This is a genomic window from Sulfitobacter sp. D7 (assembly GCF_003611275.1).
Taxonomy (GTDB): domain Bacteria; phylum Pseudomonadota; class Alphaproteobacteria; order Rhodobacterales; family Rhodobacteraceae; genus Sulfitobacter; species Sulfitobacter profundi.
Map to the genome: position 1 here is coordinate 945,867 of NZ_CP020694.1, position 18,684 is coordinate 964,550.

Sequence of the window (18,684 nt, forward strand, 5' to 3'; positions counted from 1 at the left end):
GAAACGCGAATGTGATCTGCGCCTGCCGCATGGCCAAGTATTTACAGGTTGACATATTCGGTCCAACTGTCCAATTGCCCTTGACGACAGCCAAGGAGCCCGCATGACCGAACTTGAAAAGACCGTGCTTGACGCTGCGTTGCATGTCTTTTCCCGCTATGGGGTCAAGCGCACCAGCATGGGCGATCTGTGCGAAGAGGCCGGTGTCTCGCGCCAGACGCTCTACAACCGGTTTCGCAACAAAGATGACATTCTGCGCGGGCTGATCGCACGCTACACCGAATTGGCACTGCAAGAGATCGCCGAAGAGATGCCCAATGCACCCGATCTGGGGGCACAGCTGGACCTGATCTTTGACCGGATGGCGGTGCGCGGCTATGACACCATGCAGGCGATGCCCAACGCGCAGGATTTCATCGCCGGAGCCAATGCGGTCAGCCAAGAGGCGCTGCAATGTTCCGCAGGGCGTTTCCGTGGCGTTATCGCCGAGGTGTTGCAGCCCCATGAGGCGGCGCTCACCCGCAATGGCCTGACCGTCGAGGCACTTGCCGATTTTATCCAGCGTTCTGCCAAAGCCGCCGGCATGCATGCGCTGGACCGTGACCATTTTCTCGCGCAGCTGCGCACCCTCAAACAACTTAGTCTGACCGCCGCCCTTGGGCCCGTGCCGGATGCTATTCATAAGGAAGACTGACCATGGCCAAGTGGCTTGTTAAGACGATGCGCGGTTCGGGCGCAGGGCGGCTATTGGGATTTGCGCTGGCCTTGGCCGGCGGCGTGGCCGCGCCGATGGCCACGGCCGCCGAAATCCCGGTGGTCAAGCTGCAGACGGTCACAGTCAGCGATGCCGAGATGGAGCGCGTGTTCTTCGGCAAGGTGGTTGCACGTGAAACCGTGGACCTTGCCTTTCAGGTCGGCGGCCAGATTGAGCAATTTTCGGTCGAAGAGGGGGCCACGGTCAGCAAGGATTCAATCGTCGCTCGAATGGATCTAGAGCCGTTTGAACTGGCGCTAGAGCAAGCGCAGGCCAATGACGCGCAGGCCCGCCGGACCATGGAACGCTATCAGAAATTGGCTGGGTCTTCGGTGGCCGAGGTCAATCTGCAAGACGCCGAAACCGCCGTGACGGTGAACGATATCGCCGTGCGCAACGCCGAGCGTGATCTTGAGAATGCCACCCTGCACGCGCCTTTCGATGCGATCGTGGCCTCGCGCTTGGTGCCCAACTACTCGACCGTCAGCGCGGGCACGCCGGTGGTGCGTCTGCATGACATGTCTGAGCTTCGCGTCGAAATTGACGTGCCCGAAACCCTGTTCCTCCGCGCAGGGCGCGATCCGAATGTTCGGTTCATGGCCAAATTCCCGGCGAACGCCAATAGCTACCCGATGCAGATCCGCGAATACAACGCCGAGACGGCGGATGTCGGCCAGACCTACAGCATCACCCTTGGCGCGGACTTGCCCGAGGATTTCTTGCCGCTGCCCGGCGCTTCGGTTGAGGTGCGCGCCACGCTGAACATCGGCGGGTCGAGCATCCTCGTCCCCGATTCCGCCATCGTGGTGGGCAATGACCGGGGCACCTATGTCATGGTCTTTGACCCCACCGGCGCACGCGAGGGCACGGTAGCCCGCACGGCGGTTGAGATCACCCCCACCGCGCGCGGCGATGTCAAAGTCGAGACGGGGCTTTCGGATGGGCAAGAGATCGTGGTGAGCGGCGCAAGCCAGCTTGAAGACGGTGCCGCCGTGCGCCGCTTTGTCGGCTTCGGAGACTGAGCGCATGGATATCGCACGTCTGTCGATCAACCGCCCGATCTATACTTGGATCATCATGCTGATCTGTCTTTTGGGCGGCATCTGGGGCTTTGCAACCCTTGGCCGCCTCGAAGACCCGGCTTTTACCATTAAAACCGCCGTGGTCGTGACCCAATACCCCGGTGCCTCTGCCGAGGAGGTGGCGCTAGAGGTCACCGAACCGCTGGAATCGCAAATCCAGAAGATGTCCGAGATCAAGGACATTCAATCCATGAACCAGCCCGGTCTGTCGTGGATCACGGTCAATATGCAGGACACCTTTGACGGGTCCGAATTGCCGGAAATCTGGACCAAACTGCGCAACCGCGTGAACGAGGCCGCCATGCCGAGCGGGGCGACGCAGCCCTATGTGAACGACGGTTTCGGCGACGTTTACGGGCTTTACTACGCCGTCACCGCCGAGGGCTACTCCGATGCCGAGGTGAACGAGCTGTCCACCTATCTGCGGCGCGAATTGCTGCTGGTCGATGGCGTGTCGGATGTGGCGCTCTCGGGCGTGCCTAATGAGGTGATTTATGTCGAGCCGCAGCTTGCGCTGAGCACCACGCTTGGCATCCCACCCACGGCAATCGTCGGCGCGGTATCCAGCGCCAATGAGATCGTCGACGGGGGCGCCATTCAAGACGCAGATGGGCGCACTTTGATCCAGCGGCCCGAAGGATCTGACAGCGTGTCCGAGATTGCGGCGCTGTCGGTGGGGGTGGGCGGTCAGGTCATCAACCTTGCCGATGTGACCAATATCTACCGCACCCGCGAAGCCGACCCTGATCTGGTGATCCGCCACAATGGGCAGGAGGCCTTTACCGTCGGTGTGGCCGGGATCGCGACCGAGAACATCGTCGACATCGGCAAACGGGTCGACGACAAGCTCGCGCAGCTGCGCGAAACGCTGCCCTTGGGCATCTCGATTGAATCGATCTACCGCCAGCACACGGTCGTCGAAGAGGCGTCAAACGCCTTTTTGCTAAACCTTGCCATGTCCGTTGCCATCGTGGTGGCCGTGCTGGCCGTCTTCATGGGCTGGCGCGCGGCGATCGTGGTGGGCTCCACCTTGTTGCTGACGGTGGTGGGGACGCTCTTTTTCATGGCGCTCGGCGCGATTGAAATGGAGCGTATCTCGCTCGGGGCGCTGATCATCGCGATGGGGATGCTTGTCGACAACGCCATCGTTGTGGCCGAGGGGATGCAAATCTCCATGCAGCAGGGCAAAAGCTCTCGCGATGCGGCGACCGAGGCGGCAAGCAAGACGCAGATCCCGCTTCTGGGGGCGACGGTCATCGGGATCATGGCTTTTGCCGGGATCGGGCTAAGCCCCGATGCGACGGGTGAATTCCTGTTCTCACTCTTTGCCGTTATTGCGATTTCGCTGCTGCTCTCTTGGCTCTTGGCCATCACTTCCACGCCGCTTTTGGGGCATTACTTTTTCAAGCGCGGGGCCGAAGGCGGGGCTGGCGGCTACGACGGGGCGATCTTCAAGGGCTATGCCGCCGTGCTGCGCGCCTCGCTCAAGCTGCGTTGGCTGGTGATCGTGGCGCTGATTGCCGGGACGGCGGTCTGCTATGCCCTCTTTGGGCAGATCAAGCAGCAGTTCTTCCCCGACAGCAACACACCGCTGTACTTCGTACACTACAAACTGCCGCAGGGGTCGTCGATCCATCAGACATCCAACGATCTGGCCGTGCTCGAAGACTGGCTGGTCGCGCGGGACAATGTTGAGGACGTGACCTCTTACGCAGGGCAGGGGGCGGCGCGTTTCATGCTGACCTATCAGGCCGAAGACCCCAACCCCAGCTACGGGCATCTGATCGTCCGGGTCACCTCGCTTGACGTGATCCAAGATGAGATGAACGCGCTGGAGGCGTTTGCCGTCGATGCGGTCCCGCAGGGAGAGTTCCGGGCCAAGCGTCTGGCCTTTGGCCCCGGTGGCGGTGCCCCGATCGAGGTGCGTTTCTCGGGTCGCAATCCCGATGTGCTGCGTGATCTGGCCGATGAAGCCATGGCGCGGATGCAGGCGGCATCGGACAATATCATCACCCCGCGGCAGGATTGGCGCGAGCGTGAATTGGTGCTGCGTCCGATCTATGCCGAGGAGCGTGCACAGGACGCAGGCATCTCTCGGACCGAGATCACGGAGACCCTGAAGTTCGCCACCGAAGGCACCAGCGGGGGGACATTCCGCGAGCGGGATCGTCAGATCCCCATCGTGATCCGCGCCCCGCAGGATGCCGATCTGGCGCTGACCGATCATGTGATCTATGCGCAAAACACCAACGCGCTGATCCCGATGGAGCAGGTAATCGACGGTTTCCGCTTCGAGCCGCAGGACACGCTGCTCTACCGCCGCGACCGGGCCGATGTGATCACCGTGGGGGCCGATATCCCGCGCGGTGTCACGGCGGCACAGGTGCAGGCCGAGGTACAGGAAACCATCGAAGCGATGGAAATCCCCGAAGGTTATGCCATGGAATGGGGCGGCGAGTTGGAAAGCGCGGGCGAAGCGCAGGCCGCTTTGGGCAAACAGTTGCCCTTCAGCATTATCATCATGGTGCTGATCTCGGTCCTGCTGTTCAACGCGCTGAAACAGCCGATCATCATTTGGCTTTTGGTGCCGATGGCGGTGAACGGCGTCAGCCTTGCGCTGCTCGGGACGGGGTTGCCGTTTACCTTCACCGCGCTTCTGGGGCTGTTGTCGCTCTCGGGGATGTTGATCAAGAATGGCATCGTGCTGGTGGAAGAAATCGACCTTACCCGTGCTGCCGATCCGACGATGGAATTGAAGGACGCCATCGTGCTTGCATCGACCTCACGTTTGCGTCCGGTCTTCCTTGCCGCGGCGACGACCATCCTGGGGATGCTGCCGCTGTTGTCGGATGCCTTCTTTCAGTCCATGGCGGCAACGATCATGGGCGGGCTGGCCTTTGCCTCGGTCTTGACCCTGATTGCGGCACCGGTGCTCTACTTCATCTTCTTCAAACGCAGCGCCGCGCGGGAAGCTGAGGCTGCGCGCGCGGCCTAGCGGGGTGTGTCGCAGCAATACGAAGGGCGCGCCCGGTCACTCTGGGCGCGCCCTTGGGCGTACCCGCGGGTGGTAAAAATTCCGCGCCGCCGTGCAATCCTTCCTTGGTTTCGCAAAAATGCCAGCTACCTTACCATTTTCAAACGGCGCGTCGCCGTGTCTGGCCATTGTTTCAAGGAGTTCTCCGCCCATGGGTCCCCGCATTCTTTCTACCGCTGCCGCCGCTGGTCTTGCCGCCGCTCTGGCCTCTGCCGCCTCTGCCGAGATCACCGTTTCGTCCAAGATCGACACCGAAGGCGGTCTCTTGGGCAATGTCATCGCACTGGCGCTCGAAGATGCGGGCCTGCCGGTTGAACGCCGTCTGCAACTGGGCGGCACACAGGTGGTACGCGAAGCGATCCTGTCGGATCAGATCGACATTTACCCCGAATACACCGGCAACGCGGCCTTCTTCTTTAACGAAGCGGAAAGCGATGTCTGGAAAGATGCGGCCAAGGCCCATGCCCGCGCCAAGGAATTGGACGGCGGTGAGAATAACGTCACATGGCTCGATTCCGCCCCGGCCAACAACACTTGGGCCATCGCCGTGACCGGCCCGCTGGCCGAGGAAAACAACCTCACCACCATGTCCGATTTCGGCGCATGGGTGGTCGAGGGCGGTGAGGTGAAGCTTGCCGCCTCGACCGAGTTCGTGTCCTCCCCGGCCGTGCTGCCCGCGATGCAAGAGACCTATGGTTTCTCGTTGACCCAAGACCAGACCGTGATCCTGTCGGGCGGTGACACGGCGGCGACCATTCAGGCGGCGGCGCGTGGCACATCGGGCGTGAACGCGGCGATGGTCTATGGCACCGATGGCGGTGTCGGTGCGACCGGCCTTGTGGTGATGGAAGACGACAAGGGCGTGCAGCCTGTTTATGAGCCCGCGCCCATCGTCCGCGCCGAAGTGCTGGAGGAATACCCCCAGATCGCCGAGGTGCTGAACCCGATCTTCGCCGGGCTCGACATGGCGACCCTGCAAAAGCTTAACGGTCGCATTCAGGTCGGCGGGGAGCCAGCCGAGGCGGTGGCCCGCGCTTATCTGACCGAGACCGGGGTGCTGGACTGATCTCCGCCACGCGGACATTGACCGGCCCCGGCGCAGGGTTTTCTGCGCCGGGGCTTTTGTTCGCCGTGCTGGGCGCGGCGGCGCTGTTGACCCCCTTCATGACGCTGGCGGCCAACCGCATCGTCGCGGGCGAGGGGGTGATGGCATGGGGCGTGGCCTCTTTGCCGGTGGTGCTACCCGGACTTGCTGCAATTGCCGCAGGGCTGGTCATGGGGCTGCCTGCGGGTCGCAATAGCCTGCGTATCGGCGGCGCGGTTTCGGGCTTGGGCGGGCTGCTTTGGCTGCTGACCCAAGGCGCGTCCGGCCTGCTGGCCGGGGCGGGTGAATATGCGCGTGTGTCGCCTTCGGTAGGGTTCTGGTGCCTGCTGGTTGTTTTCATGTTGCTCATGGCCGATGCGCTGGCCGCGATGGCACCGGGGCCGCTGATGCGCGGCGGCGTTCTGGCGGCGGTGCTCGCGGTGCTGGGCGCGATCTTGTGGTCGGGCGCGCTGTCTGATCTGTCGGTCATGCAGGAATACGCCAGCCGTGCGGATGCTTTCGGGCGGGAATTCTTGCGTCATCTCGGGCTGGCCTTCGGCTCGCTTGCCGCCGCAGCGGTAATTGGCTTCCCGCTTGGGGTGCTGTGCCACCGCCTTGCCAGTCTGCGCGGTGCCACCTTGCCGGTGCTGAGCTTTTTGCAAACCATCCCTTCGCTTGCCATGTTCGGCTTGATGATCCCGATCCTCGGCTGGGTTGGGGCGAACTTGCCCGGCGCGCGGGCGCTTGGCATTGCGGGCATCGGCTTTGCGCCCGCCTTTCTCGCACTGGTGCTTTATTCGCTGCTGCCCGTGGTCGGCAACACGGTTGCGGGGCTCGCATCCGCCCCGCCAGCCGCGCTTGAGGCCGCGCGGGGCATGGGGATGACGCCGCTGCAGCGTCTGTTGCGGGTAGAGTTGCCGCTGGGCCTGCCGATCATCCTGACCGGGCTGCGCATCGTATTGGTGCAGAACATCGGGCTGGCGGTCATCGCCGGGCTGATCGGCGGCGGCGGGTTCGGCACGTTCGTCTTCCAAGGGCTGAACCAGACCGCGACCGATCTGATCCTGCTGGGTGCTTTGCCGACCGTGGTGCTGGCGCTTACGGCAGCCATCGTGATGGACATATTGGTCGAACTGACCCGCAAGACCCCAAAGGACAGCACATGATCGAGATCGACCGCATTACCAAGACCTATGGCGATATCCGGGCGGTGGATTCCGTGTCGATGACGGTTGAGACGGGCACGATCACGGTGATCGTCGGCACCTCTGGGTCAGGGAAAACGACGCTTTTGCGGATGATCAATCGGCTAGAGGAGCCGACCTCGGGGGAGGTGCGGATCAACGGGGAGTCCACCCTTTCGGTCAAGCCGCATATCCTGCGGCGGCGGATTGGATATGCCATCCAAGGGCACGGGCTGTTCCCGCATCACACCGTGGGGCGCAACATCGGCGCGGTGCCGCAACTGCTGGGCTGGCCGCGCGACAAGATCGCGGCGCGGGTGGATGAACTGCTGGCGCTATTCTCGATGGACCCTGCGCAATTCCGCGACCGCTATCCGGCGGAACTGTCGGGCGGGCAGCAACAGCGTGTCGGTGTGGCGCGGGCCTTGGCCTCGCGGCCCGATCTTTTGTTGATGGACGAACCCTTTGGCGCGCTGGACCCGATCATTCGCACCCGCGCGCAAGAAGACCTGCGGCACATCCAGCAGCGGCTTGGCTCGACCATCATGCTGGTGACCCACGACATGGAAGAGGCGATCCGGCTCGGTGACCGGGTGGCGGTGATGGACGGGGGGCATCTGGTGCAGCACGGCACCCCCGCCGAGATCATCGCCGATCCTGCGACGGATTTCGTCGCGGATATGGTCGGCGATGTGGAGCGGCCCTTGCGCCTGCTCTCTCTAATCCCCGTGGCTGATTTGGTCGAAGAAGGCACCGCCGAGGGCATACCGCTGGCTGCCGACGCCAGCCTGCGCGACGCGCTCTCGGCCTGTCTGTGGTCGGGGCGTGGGGCGGTGCCGGTCGCGAGAGATGGCGTGCCATTGGGCCGCGTGACGCTGGATGCGATCCGCGCGCGGGCCGGACAGCACGCATGAGGATCGGGTGGATCCTGCGGCCCTTTTTGGTGGCGGTATTGCTGGCTTTGGTCCTGCGGCCTGAGTGGTTCACGCCGCTGCTTGCGCCCTTGGCGCCGGCAAATGGTCCGGTGATCTACACGCGCGCCTCGCTTTTGTCGCTCTCGCTGAGCCATCTGGCGCTGGTCGCGATGGCCTCGGCTGCGGCGACGGTGGTGGCGGTGACGTTGGCGATCCTTGTGACCCGGCCTGCGGGCGCGGCGTTCCGCCCGCTGTCTCGCACCATCACCAACATGGGGCAGACCTTTCCGCCCGTCGCTGTTCTGGCACTGGCCGTTCCCGCTTTGGGCTTTGGCGCCGGGCCAACGCTGGTGGCGCTCTTTCTTTATGGGCTTCTCCCGATTTTTGAGAACGCGGTGACGGGGCTGACCAATCTGCCGCCCGCAACGATGGAGGCCGCGCGCGGCATCGGGCTGAGCCGTTGGCAACGGCTCTGGCGGGTGGAACTGCCGCTTGCCCTGCCGGTGACGCTGACGGGCATCCGGCTGTCGGTGGTCATCGCACTTGGCACGGCGACCATCGGCTCGACCGTGGCGGCGCGGACCTTGGGTGAGGTGATCATCGCGGGGCTGCTGACGAATAACACCGCTTTCGTGGTGCAAGGCGGGCTGGCGGTGGGGCTGTTTGCGGTGCTGATCTATGACGCGATGGTGCAGCTTGAAACGCGGCTGGCGCGGCGCATGGGCGGCTAAGGCTCAGCCCCCGTTCGCGACGATGATCTGCTGGGCCAAATCCTCCAGATCGTCCGAGAGGTAGTGCGGCTGCGGCACGTTTTCGGTCTCGATCAGGTTGTTGTTGGGGCGGGTCAGAAAAGCCCCCTTACAGCCCGCCGCCTGCGCGCCGATGGTGTCCCACAGATGGCAGGCCACCATGCAAAGGTCATCGGTCTGTAGGTCCAATGCATCGGCCACCATCTGGTAGGTTGCCGGATGGGGTTTGAATTTTTCCACCTCATCAACGCTAAAGCTGCGGTCGAAGAAGTCAGCGATGCCGGCTTTCTCCAAAGGTGTCGGCGCGGGAGAGGGGGGCGAGTTGGTCAGCGTGACCAGCCGGAAACCTGCTTCGCGCAGCTTGCGCAGGGCGGGGGCGACATCCGGATGGGCGGGCATGGAGCCGATGAGAGATTTTAACTCGGCCACGTCCTCATCACTGATCGTCCCGCCCTTGTTTGCGCCGACCATCTGCAAGACACCCCCCGCCAGCGCACCGAAGGGGGCATAGCGTCCCGAGAGGGTCATGGTCTGGGAATAGAGGATCAACTCGGCAAACCATTCGCGCAGGACCGAGGCGTCGCCGAACACCCGCGCGAACAGCGGCTCAAGCGTCGTGATGTCGAGCAGGGTTTCGTTCACGTCGAAGACGATTGTAGAGACGGGCTTTTGATCGGGCATGGGGGTCCTTCCTGTCACGGCGGGCGATGCGCCCGGTCATTGTGAAGAAACCCCCAGCCCTGTCAAAAGGTTTCAGACCCCCAAGCGGTCCCGCAGCCCGTACCACCATGAGCCCATCACCGAATAGGGCACGCGCAACATGCGCCCGCCGGGGAAGGGGAACCACGGCACATTGGCGAAGACATCAAAGCGGGTCAGATCGCCGTCGATCGCTTCCGAAAGGATGCGCCCGAAGGTATGTGAACCGGTGACGCCATGGCCGCTGTAGCCGTGCGCGAAATAGGTGTTGTCGCCGATCCGGCCCATCTGCGGAACACGGCTGAAGGACAGGGCAAAATTGCCGCTCCATGCATAGTCGATCTTCACGTCTTTGAGTTGGGGGAAGACCTTGTCCATGTTCCGTTTGAGCTTGGCCTTGATGTCGCGCGGGTCAGCGCCGCCATAGACGGTGCCGCCACCGAAAAGCATGCGTTTGTCGCCCGACAGTCGGTAATAATCGAGGATATAGCGGATGTCTTCGACGCAGGCGTCGGTGGGAAGCAGCGCGTGGGCTTGTGCCTCGCTCAGCGGTTCGGTTGCCATGACTTGGGTCGAGACGGGCATCACGCGCGGGGTCAGCGTGGGCACCACATGGCCAAGGTAGGCATTGCCGCAGAGCACCAGCGTCTTGCAGGTCATTGTGCCCTTGGCGGTTCTGACCACGGGGCGTGAGGCGTCGTGATCGACATCCGTCACGGGGGACATCTCATAGATCGTGCCGCCGTTTTTCTCAAACGCTGCCGCCTCACCGAGGGCGAGGTTGAGCGGGTGCATATGGCCGCCCGAATGGTCGATCAGCCCGCCTTCATAGAGGTCGGAATTGATGTGGGCGCGCAACTGGTCCTTGTCCAGCATCTCTTGATTGTCGATGCCGTAGCTTTGCCAGAGCTTCTGCCGCTCTTCCAACTCGCGCATATGCGCAGGCGTGAGCCCGGTGAAGATGTTCTTTTCCTTGAGGTCGCATTTGATGTCATAGGTGCGGACCCGCTCGCGGATGATCTCGCCACCCTCTTGCACGAGGCCTGCCACGAAAGTCGCCGTGTCCTGACCGTAGCGGCGCTTGATCGTTTGCAGGCTGGCGTTCAGCCCGTTGACGATCTGCCCGCCGTTGCGGCCCGAGGCCCCCCAGCCGACGCGCGCGCCTTCGATGATGGCGACTTTATAGCCCTTTTCGGCCAGATGCAGACCCGTCGACAGGCCGCTATAACCCGCGCCGACGATGCAAACGTCGATGTCGTGATCGCCCCGCAATTCTGGGCGCTCAGGCGAGGGATTAGCCGAGGCCGCGTAGTAGCTTGACGTATGGCTGCCGTCACCGGCGTAGGGGGGACGAGACATCAGACGATCTCCAGATAGGTATCATATTCGAAATGGGTCACTTGCCGCGCGAATTTGCGCAGCTCTTGGGTCTTGCATTCGACCATCATGGTCTGCAATCGCGATGAGAAAATGCCGGGCACATCCGGCCCTTTGCGGAAGGCGTCGATGGCCGTGGCCCAGTCGAGCGGCAGGTTGTCGAGCTTCATCGTATAGGCGTCGCCAGTGATCGGGGCGACGGGCTGCATGTCTTGCTCGATCCCCAAAAGCGCGCCGCCCAAGATGCTGGTCAGCACCAGATAGGGGTTCGCATCGGCCCCGGCGACGCGGTGTTCGATGCGCCGTGCCTTGGCATCTCCGCCGGGGATGCGGATCGCGGCGGTGCGGTTCTCGTAGCCCCAGGCGACATTGGTCGGCGCATGGGCACCCGGCAGCAAGCGGCGATAGGAGTTTTCATGCGGCGCGAAGGTCAGCGTGTTTTGCTGCATCGTTGCCAGCAGACCCGCCACGGCGTTGAGCATCAGGGCCGTGCCCTCATCCCCGCCATTGTCGAAGACGTTAACGCCGTTTTCGTCCACCAGCGAGAAATGCACGTGAAAGCCACTGCCCGCCAGATCGCCATAGGGTTTGGCCATGAAGGTTGCGGCAAAGCCGTGTTTGCGGGCGATGCCGCGCACCAGCCGTTTGAACAGCACCGCGTCATCTGCCGCGCGCAGCGGATCGTCGACATGGCGCATGTTGATCTCGAACTGGCCCGCCCCATTTTCCGAGATCGCCGCATCCGCCGGGATGCCCTGCAATTCGCAGGCGTCATAGACCTCGTTCAGGAACTCATCGAAATGCTGCAACTCGTCCAGCGACAGTGCGCCGTCGGAATCCAGCCGCTTGCCGGTGACCGGAGAGCAGGGCGCCTGCGGGTGATCCTCGGACGGATCAACAAGGTAGAACTCCAACTCGGTCGCAACCACGGGGGTGAGACCACGTGCTTTGAACTTAGCTGCCACTTCGGCCAGCGCGCGGCGCGGATCGCCGGGGAAGGGGGCGCCGTTTTCCTGACGCATCCAGAGCATCGCAAGCGCGGTCGGGCGCGAGGTCCATGTGATGGGCATCAAGGGGCGGCCCGTGAAATCGCAAAGGCCATCGGAATCCCCGGTCTCAAACACCAGTTCGCTGTTTTCGACATCTTCGCCCCAGATATCCATGCCAACGATGGACAGGGGCATGCGCAGCCCGCCTTCGACAACCTTGGAGACTTGATCGGCTGGCACCCGCTTGCCGCGCATGGTGCCGTTAAGGTCGCAGACACAGGCAAAGATGGATTCGATTTCGGGATGTTGCGCCAGCCAGGCTTCGGCTTTGCTCTGAGACATGGGGTTCCTTTCGATATCGAACCTGAAAATGTGATACCATTTAGGGAAACGTAATACCACTATTCGCTTGTCTGTCAATCGCCCCGGAGCGTATGGTCAGCGGCGAAAGACCAAAGGCGGCCCGATGACCGACACCGAAAACGACGCGCTCAACATTCCCGAAATCCCTGAGATCCCGGGCGGGACGACGCAGGAATATGTCTATGGGCGGCTGCGCAATGCGATCATGCTTGGCGCGATCACGCCCGGCACCTCGCTGACCATGCGCGGCATTGCAGAGCGTCTTGGCCTCAGCCCGACCCCGGTGCGCGAGGCAGTGCGGCGGCTGAGTTCGGAACACGCCATCCAGATCAAGGACAACCGCCGCCTGACCGTGCCGCTGATGACCTCTGACCGGTTCGAGGAACTGGTCGCCCTGCGCATCGCGGTCGAGACCCACGCCGCCCTGCGCGCCTTGCCCTATATCTCGGACATCGTGATCGACAGGCTGACCGAGATTGACGGCAGCATGGATCGGTTTGTGGCGGAACGGGACTCGGACCAACTGACGCTGCAGAACCAAGCCTTTCATCGGATGCTGTATTCGGTGAACCCGGCGCAGGCGTCTTTGCCGATGATCGAAAGCATCTGGCTGCAACTCGGCCCCTTTCAGCGGCAGGTCATCACTGAGGTGGCGGAATACTATCAGATTGACCGACATAAAGAGGTGTTAGCGGCACTTTCCGCACGCGATGGCGCAGCGCTGAGCGCGGCGATTGCCAATGACATCGTCGACGGGGTGCTCGACACGGGCCGCAAGCTGCTGGCGGCAGAGGCGGGCGGGGAAGCGGGCCAGATCTAGGTCCAGAGCGGCGTCTGGCCTTTGATCTATGAATTCCTTGGGTGATCAGGCTAGAACTGCGCCGAACGATGCGGGAACGATGGGGGCTGGGGCGCGACATGCAAAGACATAGCATCGGGGGCAGGGGGGTGCAGTCGCTCTGCGCGGTTTTGGTCGTCCTGCTGTCGGCCTGCGCGCCGCGCCCGGGCGGAGAGACTTTGACCGTCGTGCCGGCAGACGGCTCCGCGCGGTCTTTGGCGATCACCGTGGCCTCTACCCGGGGCCGCGACGCGCAGTCGGGGCATTATACCGATGACCGCGCCCGTGGGCTCAATTATGAGCGGTTTACCATCGCCATCCCGCCAAATCATGAGGCCAGCAAGATCGAATGGCCTGACGAAGACCCCGACCCGAGCCGCAGCTTTGCGGTGACGGCGCGTGATCCCCTGCGCGGGCTAGATATCCGCCGATCAGGGCGGGCGCGGCAGGATGTGATGGTCTTTGTCCATGGCTACAACCAGACCTTTCCCGAATCGCTGTTCCGTTTGGCGCAGGTGGCGGCAGACGGGCATCTGCCCGAACAGCCGATCCTGTTTGCTTGGCCCTCTGCCGGAACCGTGGTGGGCTATGTCGCCGACAAAGACGCTGCGGCCTATTCGCGCGATGAACTGGTCGCCATGCTCGGCACCCTCGCCGCCGATCCCGATGTGGGTGAGATCACGCTTTTCGGTCACAGCATGGGCGGCTGGCTGGTGGCCGAGGCGCTGCGGCAATTGCGCCTGTCGGGGCAAGATGAGGTGATCGCACGGCTGAGCGATGTCGTGCTTGCGGCCCCCGACATCGACGTGGATGTCTTTCGCAAACAGATTGAGGTGATCGGGCCGCTTGATCCACCCATGGCCATCCTCGTCGCGCCGGATGATCGGGCGCTGCGCATCTCGGCGGGTCTTGCCGGGGCGCGTCCTCGGATCGGGCGGACCAACGCCAGCACGCCTGCGGTGCAGGCGCTGGCCAAACGCTATGGTGTTTTGCTGGTCGATATCTCGGCCATTGGCGCGGTGGATGGCACCCATCACAACCGCTTTGCGTCTCTCGTGCAGTTGATGCCGGAAGGGGGCGATAGGCTGGCGGAGGCCCGTGCACAGGTCGGTGCCTTCATCCTTGATCCCGTCTCGGCCACGCTGGTCGCGCTGTCGCGCTAAGACGGGCGGCTTGCACTTGGCCCGCGCCGCGCAGTATGGGGGCGCGAGCCACCACGAAAGACCGATTTCCCCAGCCCGAGCGGAGCCAGCCCCATGACCATCACCCATCTCGTCACCCATTCGGGCGGCTTTCACGCGGATGAGCTTTTGTCCTCCGTCATTCTGACGCGGCTCTACCCGGAAGCGACGCTGCTGCGCAGCCGTGACGCCCAGTGGATCACGCCGGGCGCGGGGCGGATCATCTATGACGTAGGCCGCGATTATGACGCCGAGGCGTTGATCTTTGACCACCATCAGCGCCCCGGCCCGCTGCGCGAAGATGGCCAGCCTTTCAGCTCTTTCGGGCTGATTTGGCAGCACTATGGCCGCGACTATCTGCGCAGCTTTGACCTGCCCGATGCGGACCTTGAGGATATTCACCGCAGCTTCGACCAAGGTTTCGTGCTGCCGGTTGACCTGATCGACAATGGCGCGCTTGAGCCGTCGGTGGCGGGGCAGCTGGCAGGCATGACCCTGCCGGTGCTGTTGGAGACACTAAAACCGGTTTTCGATGAACGGGGCGAGGGTGCCGACGACCGCGCGTTCATGGCCGCTTTACCAGTTGCCCGCGCCTTTGTCGAAGCCGCGATCAAAGGCAAGGCCGCCAAACGCCGGGCCGAGTCGATGGTGATGCAGGCCATTGAGGCGGCAGGCAGCGGGCGCGTGTTGGAACTGCCGACGGGCATGCCCTTCCGCTCGGCTGTGGAAAAGGCCGGAGCGGATCATCTGCTTTTCGTCGTGCACCCGCGCGGGGACGATTGGGCCCTGACCACGATCCGCAAAAGCGGCGATAGTTTCGAGGCCCGCGCCGATCTGCCCGAAGCTTGGGCCGGGCTAACGGATGCCGAATTGGAGGCTGCAAGCGGCGTGCCGGGGGCAAAATTCTGCCATAACGCGCGCTTCATCGCCGTGGCGGCAACCCGAGAGGCAGCGCTGCGCATGGCCGAGCTGGCGGTCGCGGAAGCCAGCTAAGGCCGAGGCCCCAAAGGGCCCCGGGAGGGGTCACATATAGGCGTCGGAGGTCAGGAAAAACATCGTTTCGCTGATCTGTATCTCATGGGCGAAAGTCCATGTCGGCGCGTGGCGCTGGTAGCGGTCGGAGGCCATGAGCGCGCGAAAGCCCTCTGCGGTCCCCGGCCCCCATGCACCGTCGATGGCCCCGGTGTAACAGCCTTCGTGTTTCAAGCTGTCTTGCACCATGCGGCGCGCGCCCAGATCGCGGCTCTGGAACAGGGCCTGCACCTCGGCAAGGGTCACCTCCGCCGATTGCGCGTAGAGCGGGCTGACACGCAATGACGCAGCACCGATAGCGGCGGCGGTGAAAAAACCTCTTCGCTTCATCGTAATTCCTCTCAAACTATACCGAAGCCGAAATACAAACTCATCGGCCTCGGCGCCCCTCCCCGGGGCGGCATATACAATGCGGTTTTGATGGAATCGAATTGCGGTTTTTTCTTGTCCGATATTCGCTATTTAGGGGAATTTTCGGAAATAGTTCCCGTAAATGGGTAGACCCGCTAGCGCTGATCGTCGAGCCAGATCGACAGGAATCCTTCGGCTTGGGCAGCCGTTTCGGCTTCTTGCAAAGCCTGCTTGCGGGCCTCGGCGCGGCGGTTGCGGATCAGGTCAATGCGCTTGGCCTCGGCGAAGAGCCCGTTCAGCCTGTCGTGGATGCCCGCGCTATCGGCGCGCAGCCGCTCGGCCTCGGCCTCTTTGCGGTGGATCGTTTCCGAGACGTTGCGGATGAAGGCCGAGACCACGCGCGTCGATTCCACGGCATCGGGGTCGCCACGATCGTTGAGCTGCTCCATCAGACTGTGCCGTTCGTTTTCGATCTGGGTCAGGGCGCGGTTCACCTCGGCCATCTCCAGCGCCACATTTTCCATCTCGAAGCGTTTGAGCCGCGACAATACGGCCAGCCCGTCGCCGCGCCGCGGTTTCACGGCTTGGCGCCCTGCGACAGAACAATGAGCCGCTCGCGCATCCGTTCCAGCACCTCAGGATCAAGCAGCGGCAGTCCCGCCATCGGGGGAACATGGCCGATCACCCCGTGCCGACGCATGGAATTGGGCAGGCGGGCTTCTGCTTCGGCGGCCTTGTCGACCTTTTCTGCGCCCTTTTCGTCGTCCGTGCTGGCAGCCAGCCCCGGCCCGGCAAGAAGCGCGACGAGCGCGATCAGGGGCAGGGCGCGCATCATACCGCGGGCAGTTCGCGCTGCGAGGCCTCCACGGCGGAGAAGTTCGGCTGTTTCGTCGTGGGGATGTTGCCGCGGCCCAATTCGATGCAGATGCCGGGGGGGTGGCCCGCCACGATGGCCACGATCACGTCGCGGATCACGGTATATATCGCGCCGTCTTCCTCTTCGATCTGCTCCAACCGGCCCGCGATGGGCTGCACCATGCAGTAGGCAAGGAAGACCCCAAGGAAGGTGCCCACCAAGGCCCCGCCGATCATCGCGCCAAGGATCTCTGGCGGCTTGTCGATTGAGGACATGGTTTTGATTACCCCCAGCACCGCCGCGACGATGCCGATGGCGGGCAGCCCGTCGGCCATGCTCTGGATCGCGCTGGCAGAGACGAGTGATTCATGGTGGTGCTTCTTGATCTTGCGGTTCAACACGTCTTCCATTTGAAAACGGTCGTCGAATTGCATCGACATCATGCGGAAGCTGTCGGCGATGAGGTCGGTCAGAAAATGGTCTTTCATCAGCTTGGGGTAGCGTTGAAAGATCGGGCTGGCCTCGGGGTTTTCGATATGCTCGTCCATCGCGACAATGCCCTTGGTCTTATAAAGACGCGCCAGCTCGAACATCAGCGCCAGCAGATCGTTGTAATCCGCCGCCTTCCAACGCGGCCCCTTGATCACGCGCATCACGCCGACCAGCGATGACTTCACCACCGAGAAGGAGTTGGCGATCACGAAAGCCCCGAGAGAGGCGCCGCCGATCATCATGCCTTCATAGGGAAGGGCGTGCAGGACGATGTCCATATTGCCCCCCGACAGCATGAAGCCGCCAAAGACCAGACCGAAGACCATTACAAGACCAAGCAAGAGTGTCATTGCTGCACACGCCTCCAAAAAGAAACTATTCTTACTTTATCCTTGAGTGAATGGGTCTATACAAGTATTATCTAGGAAAGAACTTGGGTTTCTATGATGAATAGTGGTTTTTCGGTCAAAGAAGAGTTGAGGAATGATGTCGACGCTCTGCAAGAGCCCGACGCCTTCGCCTATTTCGTCGACCCCTCTGAGCTTTCGGTGCTCGTGCAGGGCTGGCCCGAGGAGATGCGGCTGCTGCTTTGCATGGATGCGGGTGGGCTTTGTGAGTTCGTGGTCTTTCACAATGACGAAGAGCACGCGGTTTTCGACCGGGTTGCGGATATCCTTGATCGTCCCGTGGGCAGCTTTGCCGTCAGCCCAGAGGTTGAGGGGCATCCCTGCCGTAGGTTGTTGTTTTCTGAGGAAAACGCGCTGTTGAAGGCAATTCAGGAAAGCAAAACACTGGAAGAAACAGCGGCGGATTACCTGATCAACTACAACTTCGCCCGCGAAGAGGGCTTGGATTTCGACGAGTTGATGCGCCAGCGCCCCGAGTTGGAGCAGTTCCAGCGGGTCAGCACCAACAAGATCTTTCCTATCGGCACCCGCAAGCGCCGCAAGCTGCGCACGGGCCCGCCCGAAGGTTATATGCCCTCCGCCGAGGTGCAGCCGGGTGAGTGTTTCTACGTGCGCCTTGAAATGTGGCTCGCCGGCGGGCGGATGCGAATCGCGGCCAGCCCGGAAAAGCCGCTGCCCATGGTGCCGACCTTGGTGCGTGACATTGCGTTTCGTGACGATTTTGCATCAGTCTATATCCCCCGCGACACGCTCGCGGCGGAGTGGCGGCCCAAGGATAACATGGTGATCGACATCCCGGCCGAGCTTTTCCCCGCCGGATTCAGCGACAGTTGTGAGCGGCGCGAAGTGAAGGTCGCAGTCATGCCCCGGGGTATCTTTGTCGAATTCGGCGCACCGATTGACGTGCCCCCGGCACCCGAGCCTGAGTTGCTCGACCCCGCGACGTTGACGCCGCAACCGCCCGCACCACGCAAGAGCCTGTGGAAGTCGCTGCATATCCCGCTGATCGCGGTGGCAGGGCTGGGGGTGACCGGTCTGTTCAGCACGATCATCGCGCAGACGACGGGGAATGACGTGGTTCCTGATCCGGCCCCGAAAAGCGCGATTTTCAAAACCGTCGCGCAGATGGAGCCGTGATGCATTCTGCACAATATGGCGGAAAAGTGCTTGCCAATGCTTGCGCGGGTTCCAAATACAATTCGAATCGTGATAAGAATAAACGGCAAAGAATTATTTATCTTTGCTGCGTCCCTTGCGAAGCGCTTCTTGAATGCTTCGCGAACCTTGCAGAAGGCAAG

18 protein-coding genes are annotated in these 18,684 nt (G+C 62.5%); 11 read left to right on the forward strand and 7 right to left on the reverse strand.

The window, feature by feature from the left end; genetic code table 11:
- Positions 1-103 precede the first annotated feature (103 nt).
- The 7 genes from B5M07_RS04450 (at position 104) to B5M07_RS04480 (ending at position 8,783) form a co-directional block, all read left to right on the forward strand.
- A complete protein-coding gene (locus tag B5M07_RS04450) occupies positions 104-694 on the forward strand; it encodes a TetR/AcrR family transcriptional regulator (RefSeq protein WP_120350395.1) in 591 nt (196 codons plus the stop codon).
- Between the two features lie 2 nt (positions 695-696).
- The gene (locus tag B5M07_RS04455) at positions 697-1,776 is read left to right on the forward strand and encodes an efflux RND transporter periplasmic adaptor subunit (RefSeq protein ID WP_120350396.1); all 1,080 of its coding nucleotides are present in this window, start codon (positions 697-699) and stop codon (positions 1,774-1,776) included.
- Positions 1,777-1,780: 4 nt separating this feature from the next.
- The gene (locus B5M07_RS04460; protein WP_120350397.1) at positions 1,781-4,831 is read left to right on the forward strand and encodes an efflux RND transporter permease subunit; all 3,051 of its coding nucleotides are present in this window, start codon (positions 1,781-1,783) and stop codon (positions 4,829-4,831) included.
- 190 nt (positions 4,832-5,021) lie between these two features.
- Complete coding sequence (gene osmF / locus B5M07_RS04465) at positions 5,022-5,936, forward strand: glycine betaine ABC transporter substrate-binding protein OsmF (RefSeq protein ID WP_120350398.1); 915 nt, start codon at positions 5,022-5,024, stop codon at positions 5,934-5,936.
- Between the two features lie 17 nt (positions 5,937-5,953).
- Positions 5,954-7,120: an ABC transporter permease gene (locus tag B5M07_RS04470; RefSeq protein ID WP_120350399.1), complete on the forward strand. Its 1,167-nt coding sequence runs from the start codon at positions 5,954-5,956 to the stop codon at positions 7,118-7,120.
- Positions 7,117-8,052, forward strand: a complete 936-nt coding sequence (locus tag B5M07_RS04475; protein WP_067935691.1) for an ABC transporter ATP-binding protein — start codon at positions 7,117-7,119, stop codon at positions 8,050-8,052. The genes B5M07_RS04470 and B5M07_RS04475 overlap by 4 nt, the downstream gene beginning before the upstream one ends.
- The gene (locus B5M07_RS04480) at positions 8,049-8,783 is read left to right on the forward strand and encodes an ABC transporter permease (RefSeq protein WP_120350400.1); all 735 of its coding nucleotides are present in this window, start codon (positions 8,049-8,051) and stop codon (positions 8,781-8,783) included. Before B5M07_RS04475 ends, B5M07_RS04480 begins: the two co-directional genes overlap by 4 nt.
- A gap of 3 nt (positions 8,784-8,786) precedes the next feature.
- On the opposite strand, the gene B5M07_RS04485 is transcribed toward B5M07_RS04480, so the two are convergent.
- The 3 genes from B5M07_RS04485 to B5M07_RS04495 all read right to left on the reverse strand — a co-directional run bounded on the left by B5M07_RS04485 (position 8,787) and on the right by B5M07_RS04495 (position 12,208).
- The gene (locus B5M07_RS04485) at positions 8,787-9,482 is read right to left on the reverse strand and encodes a haloacid dehalogenase type II (RefSeq protein WP_120350401.1); all 696 of its coding nucleotides are present in this window, start codon (positions 9,480-9,482) and stop codon (positions 8,787-8,789) included.
- Between the two features lie 72 nt (positions 9,483-9,554).
- The gene (locus B5M07_RS04490) at positions 9,555-10,859 is read right to left on the reverse strand and encodes an NAD(P)/FAD-dependent oxidoreductase (RefSeq protein ID WP_120350402.1); all 1,305 of its coding nucleotides are present in this window, start codon (positions 10,857-10,859) and stop codon (positions 9,555-9,557) included.
- Positions 10,859-12,208 carry a glutamine synthetase family protein gene (locus B5M07_RS04495; protein ID WP_120350403.1) on the reverse strand — a complete coding sequence of 450 codons (1,350 nt, stop codon included), beginning with the start codon at positions 12,206-12,208 and terminating at the stop codon, positions 10,859-10,861. Before B5M07_RS04495 ends, B5M07_RS04490 begins: the two co-directional genes overlap by 1 nt.
- A 124-nt stretch (positions 12,209-12,332) precedes the next feature.
- Between B5M07_RS04495 and B5M07_RS04500 the strand changes: the two genes are divergently transcribed.
- The 3 genes from B5M07_RS04500 to B5M07_RS04510 all read left to right on the forward strand — a co-directional run bounded on the left by B5M07_RS04500 (position 12,333) and on the right by B5M07_RS04510 (position 15,241).
- The gene (locus tag B5M07_RS04500) at positions 12,333-13,049 is read left to right on the forward strand and encodes a GntR family transcriptional regulator (protein WP_120350404.1); all 717 of its coding nucleotides are present in this window, start codon (positions 12,333-12,335) and stop codon (positions 13,047-13,049) included.
- A 98-nt stretch (positions 13,050-13,147) separates the two neighbouring features.
- Entirely contained in the window at positions 13,148-14,230 is a 1,083-nt protein-coding gene (locus B5M07_RS04505; protein ID WP_162931811.1) for an alpha/beta hydrolase, read from the forward strand.
- Between the two features lie 93 nt (positions 14,231-14,323).
- Positions 14,324-15,241 carry an MYG1 family protein gene (locus B5M07_RS04510; RefSeq protein WP_120350406.1) on the forward strand — a complete coding sequence of 306 codons (918 nt, stop codon included), beginning with the start codon at positions 14,324-14,326 and terminating at the stop codon, positions 15,239-15,241.
- A 30-nt stretch (positions 15,242-15,271) separates the two neighbouring features.
- Here the strand turns inward: B5M07_RS04510 and B5M07_RS04515 are convergent, their stop codons facing one another.
- The 4 genes from B5M07_RS04515 to motA all read right to left on the reverse strand — a co-directional run bounded on the left by B5M07_RS04515 (position 15,272) and on the right by motA (position 17,329).
- Positions 15,272-15,610 (reverse strand): hypothetical protein, encoded by a 339-nt coding sequence (locus tag B5M07_RS04515; RefSeq protein ID WP_120350407.1) that lies wholly within the window; start codon positions 15,608-15,610, stop codon positions 15,272-15,274.
- Positions 15,611-15,786: 176 nt separating this feature from the next.
- Positions 15,787-16,212, reverse strand: coding sequence for a hypothetical protein (locus B5M07_RS04520; RefSeq protein ID WP_067629259.1), 426 nt, complete (start codon positions 16,210-16,212; stop codon positions 15,787-15,789).
- The gene (locus B5M07_RS04525) at positions 16,209-16,466 is read right to left on the reverse strand and encodes a hypothetical protein (RefSeq protein WP_120350408.1); all 258 of its coding nucleotides are present in this window, start codon (positions 16,464-16,466) and stop codon (positions 16,209-16,211) included. Before B5M07_RS04525 ends, B5M07_RS04520 begins: the two co-directional genes overlap by 4 nt.
- Positions 16,463-17,329, reverse strand: coding sequence for a flagellar motor stator protein MotA (gene motA / locus B5M07_RS04530; protein ID WP_120350409.1), 867 nt, complete (start codon positions 17,327-17,329; stop codon positions 16,463-16,465). Before motA ends, B5M07_RS04525 begins: the two co-directional genes overlap by 4 nt.
- A gap of 93 nt (positions 17,330-17,422) precedes the next feature.
- On the opposite strand from motA, the gene B5M07_RS04535 reads away from it, so the two are divergent.
- A complete protein-coding gene (locus B5M07_RS04535; RefSeq protein WP_120350410.1) occupies positions 17,423-18,523 on the forward strand; it encodes a hypothetical protein in 1,101 nt (366 codons plus the stop codon).
- Positions 18,524-18,684: the final 161 nt, after the last annotated feature.